The sequence below is a fragment of the Nostoc sp. NMS8 genome (assembly GCF_017115045.1).
Classification (GTDB): Bacteria; Cyanobacteriota; Cyanobacteriia; order Cyanobacteriales; family Nostocaceae; genus Nostoc.
Map to the genome: position 1 here is coordinate 266,111 of NZ_JABXKK010000068.1, position 6,000 is coordinate 272,110.

The 6,000-nt window shown below is 40.7% G+C and carries 7 protein-coding genes and 1 tRNA gene; 2 read left to right on the forward strand and 6 right to left on the reverse strand.

Going from position 1 to position 6,000, the window contains the following annotated elements; all coding sequences use genetic code 11:
* Positions 1 to 371: 371 nt before the first annotated feature.
* Positions 372 to 590 carry a hypothetical protein gene (locus HWQ39_RS14040; protein WP_292845647.1) on the reverse strand — a complete coding sequence of 73 codons (219 nt, stop codon included), beginning with the start codon at positions 588 to 590 and terminating at the stop codon, positions 372 to 374.
* Between the two features lie 418 nt (positions 591 to 1,008).
* Here HWQ39_RS14040 and HWQ39_RS14045 point away from each other — a divergent pair, with 418 nt between their 5' ends.
* Positions 1,009 to 1,197 carry a hypothetical protein gene (locus tag HWQ39_RS14045; protein ID WP_292845650.1) on the forward strand — a complete coding sequence of 63 codons (189 nt, stop codon included), beginning with the start codon at positions 1,009 to 1,011 and terminating at the stop codon, positions 1,195 to 1,197.
* 147 nt (positions 1,198 to 1,344) lie between these two features.
* Complete coding sequence (locus HWQ39_RS34405; RefSeq protein ID WP_366932271.1) at positions 1,345 to 1,470, forward strand: hypothetical protein; 126 nt, start codon at positions 1,345 to 1,347, stop codon at positions 1,468 to 1,470.
* Positions 1,471 to 1,585: 115 nt separating this feature from the next.
* Here the strand turns inward: HWQ39_RS34405 and HWQ39_RS14055 are convergent.
* From HWQ39_RS14055 to rsmA, 5 genes are all read right to left on the reverse strand, one after another.
* A tRNA-Gly gene (locus HWQ39_RS14055) sits at positions 1,586 to 1,657 on the reverse strand.
* Between the two features lie 263 nt (positions 1,658 to 1,920).
* The gene (locus tag HWQ39_RS14060; RefSeq protein ID WP_292845653.1) at positions 1,921 to 2,526 is read right to left on the reverse strand and encodes a GerMN domain-containing protein; all 606 of its coding nucleotides are present in this window, start codon (positions 2,524 to 2,526) and stop codon (positions 1,921 to 1,923) included.
* Positions 2,527 to 2,830: 304 nt separating this feature from the next.
* Entirely contained in the window at positions 2,831 to 3,160 is a 330-nt protein-coding gene (locus HWQ39_RS14065) for a DUF3082 domain-containing protein (RefSeq protein ID WP_292845656.1), read from the reverse strand.
* A 237-nt stretch (positions 3,161 to 3,397) separates the two neighbouring features.
* Complete coding sequence (gene ispE, locus HWQ39_RS14070; protein WP_292845659.1) at positions 3,398 to 4,351, reverse strand: 4-(cytidine 5'-diphospho)-2-C-methyl-D-erythritol kinase; 954 nt, start codon at positions 4,349 to 4,351, stop codon at positions 3,398 to 3,400.
* A gap of 98 nt (positions 4,352 to 4,449) precedes the next feature.
* Positions 4,450 to 5,298, reverse strand: coding sequence for a 16S rRNA (adenine(1518)-N(6)/adenine(1519)-N(6))-dimethyltransferase RsmA (rsmA, locus tag HWQ39_RS14075; protein WP_292845662.1), 849 nt, complete (start codon positions 5,296 to 5,298; stop codon positions 4,450 to 4,452).
* Between the last annotated feature and the right edge of the window lie 702 nt (positions 5,299 to 6,000).

Consider the following 6,000-nt stretch of genomic DNA (forward strand, 5'->3'; position numbering starts at 1 on the left):
AAATTCGGGGTAACTCTGGGATTTTCCAGAGTTACCCCAATTTTTTTAATTACTTGTCAAAAGCCCAGCCATGAAGGCTGGGCTTTTAATCCGAAATGGGGTTATATTCCCCGAAAGTTCATTATAGGGTTTCAGTATAAATCGGTAATCTGATAGAGACTACTACATGAGCGTAATCAATTCCAGAAAATTAGAAAAATTTTTCTAGATACATCAAAATCACAGGAGCTATAACTCTGACTTCGCAAGAGAAAAGCGCAATTTAACTACACTTTTCTTGGATGCAGAGGTAGGATGAAGCAAAATTGGCAACTTATGCATCTTAATCAGACTGGCATCAAGAGTGCCTGGATACTCATCAGTTGCTTAATTTAAACTCTGGATGTCGGTTTTAAAAATAGCCACGCCACAAAAAACGTCGCAGCGGTAAATAGTTGCGTCAAATCCAAAGCAGATAGATAGCCATCTGCAAATGAAGCAATACTGCGATCGGTAATGCCAAATACCCAGGATGATAGGCCAAACAGCCAAATACCATTCTTGAGATTCCCGACGAATTTCTTAGAGTCTGATGGTTGTTGGTCGTTCATGATCTTCTGCTCCGTTGGTGAAGAATCGGGTGATTGATGCGAAATAACGCCATGAGAAATCTTTTCAGACTCTTATCGCTGAATTTACACTTCCTATTAATAATATTAATAAATATTTCACCTGCTTGACATCATTCCCCAAAGGTACATGTTCTAATCTTGACATTTCTCCTTTGCTTTTGCTACCTCCGATAGACGGTAAGGCGTTGAGTTCTCAGCTTTACAGCCTTGATTTTGAACGCTGAGATTACATCATCTTTAAATAACTATGTAAAGATTTATTTGTTTTTTGTATAAAATACCTCATAGGATAGTTGACGAGCGCAGAATATCCCACAGCTAATGGACGAGCCGACTATGCCTTATTCTGTGGCTTGCAGATTGTCGGAGTAGTGGAAAGCCAAGTGTCAGAGTAAAGATGTCTCTGAAGGAGCATTGCACCAAGCCAAACGCTACAGTGAAGGTTTCCAAGTCTTGGGTGAAGATGGGCGTTTTCGCTGCTTTACGCGGGATTCTATTGAAAGAAGCCTTGATGATATTGCTGGAAGGAGAAGAAGCAGTAGAGGCCGTTAATTCTTCTGTAGGGATGCCAACATTTAGAATATGAAATATGAGTAATCTTAGTGAGTGAATATTAATGAGTGCAGAACAAGAATTATTAACACACTGGCGTTCTCTTCCCTAAGATAAACAACAGGAAGTTTTAGATTTTGTAGAATTTCTTCACTTAAAAAACTCTGCAAATAAACCTCCCTTGGGAGTACGCTTACGAAAAATTCGGTCTAGAATTGTTGGTTCTGGTAAGCCTTTATTAAATGAAGATGAAATAGCAAAAGAACTTGTCAGCCGCAGAGGTGGGTTACAAGGTAGTGAAGAATGAAAATAACATATATTGATTCAGAAGTGTTACTCAGTGCAGCAAATGGCTTATTCGTCAAGGCAATAGTTTACAAAGCAAATCCTTGAAACGCTTGTTAAATAATACTTTTTTCTAAAGCGGGCGATGGGACTCGAACCCACGACGTTCACCATGGGAAGATGACATTCTACCACTGAATTACACCCGCGAATTGCTACCACAAACTAGGCTTAAAGTTAAGCATACCACTATTTACAGCTGTTTTCAATTGGCTATAACATACACTGTTTTAGAGATGCTGATGCATAAGTCCTGTGACTGTTCAGATTGAAAAATTTTTTTAACTATAGCGGTTCTTAATTGCATAGAATACAGACCATTTGTAGGGGCACAGCATTGCTGTGCCCTATTGTGTATTGCATCCAAACGAGAACCGCTATAGTTAACGACGGTACTTGCTACCATATTTAACTAAAGAACAATATCCTCACCTCGCTCAGTGAAGCGAACCTCTTTAATATTCCATTGGGCATTACTTGTTAAGGTTTTGCGAAGACTACCAAACAGAGCAAACTGTTCACAACTAGAAAGAGAAGCTATTTGCCGCTTTGACTCAGGGGATATTCGCAAATCAACTGTAGCAATGCCATTTTTGACGTTGACACGATACCCAGACAAGCTAAAGTCGCTTGTATCTCGTTTTTCTAAGATTTTATTTACTACATTTTTCACTGGTTCCTCGGCTGGCACTGAAACCTTTTCTGGAACTAGCTTTTGACATTGAGCATCACTTGTGTATAGTGTGACGTTGGTAGTTTTACTAATGGCAGTTTTAGAAGTTGATGAGGAAGGTGTATTTTCCTTAGGAGGTTCTTGATTAAGAGATTTTTCTTTCAACTGAGCTACGCTAGGAATTTGGCTGGGAGTCTGAGACGGCAAGCTATTCGTTGCCGCTACGGTAGGGGATGTTTTGCCACTGTCAATATTCCGAGCAGTGGGGTTAGAACTACAACTGCTGAGGCTGACGACGATTGCCACAAAAATAAAGGGTAAAAAATATCTCTGAGTTGTGTTCATAATTTTTGCTTATAAATAATGTTGCTGCTATCAATTTCAGTGTCACTGGTATCAATTCCGCATAAATTTCTGAATATTGAGCCACTCTACAAAGTGTCAACCCAAAATTTGTTAAAGTCAAGAATTGCAGTACATACAGAGACTCAGCAAGTATAACGGTATCTGTACTAGCTGCAATTAAAAGGTATAAATAATCTACTTTACTGATGAGAAGAATACTCAACTGAAGCTTTGCAGTTGTGATCGCCTAACCGCTAGTGGTTTACTAGTTACGCCTTGAGGTTACTTACTCTAAAGCAAATTACTAGTTTTCACTACTTTTTTGCTTAGTCAATTGCTGCACTAATAATTGCACTCCCAAAGCCAACAAACCAATTGCCACTATACTAAATATCCCACTACCTAGAGCAACTACACCAACAACCAGAGTACGAACAGCAGAAGAAATCTTCACCACCAAGGGATTAATTGAATGGACAGGTTTAGTTGCAAAATTTGTAGCGATCGCAATCATCAGCGAATATACTGCAAATCCCATTCCTCCAGAAATCACCGCCCCCGTAAAACAGCGTAACGGACTCGCTGTAACCTGTTCTTTAGCATCTGTTTGTGGCGTGAGGTTTTGGTCATTCATAATCTTTGGGATTTTAGGTTTTAGATTTTCGATTGGAGGATTAGAAAATAATTATCGTAAATTAAAGGGTTTAAGAACCTGCAATCTACATGTATTAACCATTTCAGTCGGTGTTTAAATCCCCATATGAAATGTTTTGAATTTTGAATTTTGAATTGTTAATATCCTTAGCTAATCGTCCTTAAAATTGCATCTCTGCATCTTTACTAGCCATTTGAATTAAGCGTAAAGATTTACTTAAACTGAAGATGTCACCTGAATACCATGTGTAATTGTCCGAGTCACAAACAATTCTAAGTCTTTATCAACAATTGCTTCCCGAACTTGCAGCTTAATTTTTTCTGCCTGCTGTTGAGACTCAAAAAGAGCAAATACTGTTGGGCCTGAACCAGACATCATTGTTCCTAAAACGCCTTCCTGATTTGCCAATATTTCCCGCAGTTGCAAGACTTGGGGATAGGCTGGCAATACCACACGTTCTAAATCATTGTGCAGTTTTTGGGCAATTTCTCCCGCATCTTTATTCAGAATAGCTTTTACTATTGCTCCTGAATGAACTGCATTAGCACGTGCTGCTAAGTTGTCGATATCTCTAATATAAGAATGACCAAACTGCTGTCGATAGGTTTTGTATGCCCAAGCGGTGGAAACTTCTAAGCTGCGGTATTTGGCTAAGAGTATACATATGTCATCTAAACTCGGCAGGGGAGAAAGTTGTTCACCTCTACCTGTGGCGATCGCAGTTCCACCCGCCACACAAAACGGTACATCTGAACCGAGTGTGCTTCCCAACTCCTCTAATTCTGACTGAGTTAGCCCCAACTTCCACAGTAGATCTATCCCTACCAATACCGCTGCTGCATTCGTCGAACCCCCAGCCAACCCAGCAGCGACAGGAATCTGCTTGTTGATGGTAATCTCCACGCCTCCATATTTAGCAAAGGCTTCGGGAAATTGCCTCACGATTAATTCTGCCGCACGGTATGCCAGATTACTTTTATCCGTCGGTACTTGTGGGTGGCTGCAATGAACATGGATATTTTCAGTGCTGATGGAACGCACATCAATTTGGTCTGCAAGTCCAACACTTTGAAGTATCATGGCTAACTCATGATAGCCATCGGAGCGGTCGCCAATGATTTCCAGATACAAGTTGATTTTAGCAGGGGCAATTAGGCTGTAAGAACGCATTTTCTGAGAGTGGGGAATGGGGAACTCGGGGCCCCTTCTGGGGATTAGGGGCAATAGGGAATGGAAAATAAGAAATGGGAAAAAATCTGCCTTGTCCCCTACTTCATACTCTCCACTCCCAACTCATTCGCTAAAATTACCCATTGCTGAACGCTGAGGTCTTCGGCTCTAGCTTGGGGATTTATTTTTAATTGTTCCAGTAAGTGGCTCAAGCGATCGCGTTCTATAACTGATTGCAAATTATTTCGTAACATTTTACGCTTGGCACCAAACCCCAACTTTAAGAAATTCTCTAACTGTCGGGGATTAAGCGCTGGTATTTCTATGTTTCGGGGACGCAATCGCACTACTGCTGAATCCACTTTTGGCGGTGGATGGAATGCGGCCGCTGGGACTGTGCAGATTAACTCACACTCAGCCAAATACTGCACTCGCACACTCAAAGCTCCAAAAGCTTTTGAGCCTGATTTAGCATATAACCTTTCTGCTACTTCTTTTTGTACCAGCAACACTATAGAGTCAAATGGTTCGGGATTGGGGTTAGCGATCGTACCCAGTAGTTTCTCAATGATTGGCCCTGTAATATTGTAGGGAATATTAGCCACTACCTTATTTGGCTTGTGGAAATTGGGAAAGGCTGCCAGATAAGATGGTAAATCTAGAGTGAGAAAATCCCCTTGCAGCAGTAAAAAATTTTCAGTCTTACCAAGCTGCTTTGATAGCATTTGGCATAAGTCGCGGTCTATTTCAACTGCAATCAGAGATTGCACCAAAGGTAATAAACGACGAGTCAGAATCCCGGTTCCGGGGCCAATTTCCAGGATGCGATCGCTTTTGGCGTTGGCGGAGCCATTGCTTTCCGTACACTCTGCTGCTTTTATAATTGCGTTGAGCGCCTTTTCACTTTTGAGCCAATGTTGAGCAAAGACCTTGCGCGGTCGGATCATCTGTATTTATTGCCTAGTCTAGTTTTTAGCTTTTTCTCAAAAATTCATTATAGATTTTGAAGCCCCTCTACAGCGCTAGACTCACTGTAACGCCTATCTTCCATTCCCAACGCTCCAAAAATACAGGGGTGGGGCTCACTCTATAGAATAGGAGTCTTCAACCACAAGCTCCACAACAATTCTGCTCTTCTTAGTACAGTTAGTTCAAGTATGAGAATTCAGGATAAATCCCTCTAGCAATACTATCTCCTGCCTTTTTCGATAATCATTCAACTTACGTTCAGATCCTATTTGAAGACAAGCAAGCTGCATTCTTCACATAGTCAGGTTTAGCCACTTTGTTTTCGCTTCTCTCTGGTTGCTGAAGCAATTCATCTGAAAGTACTACCAGTCAAGCGATTTGCGATTTTAGGAAAAAAAATAAATTTACCCCTTGACAAACTAGGGGATGACTAGTTACTCTAGTTAAGTCGGGAAGCGAAAGACGCAAACGACCACTGAACCTAAAAAAAATAATACTTTGAAAGCTTAAGAAAAAACCAATCCTCGTCAAAAGATTTTAGTTTTGGAATTTTCCAAAAAGATAATCGAAATTGTAACTAGGATTCTGAAAAATATTTTTTTCAGAGCCACAAACTCGAAACACAACAAAACGGAGAGTTTGATCCTGGCTCAGGATGAACGCTGGCGGTATGCTTAACA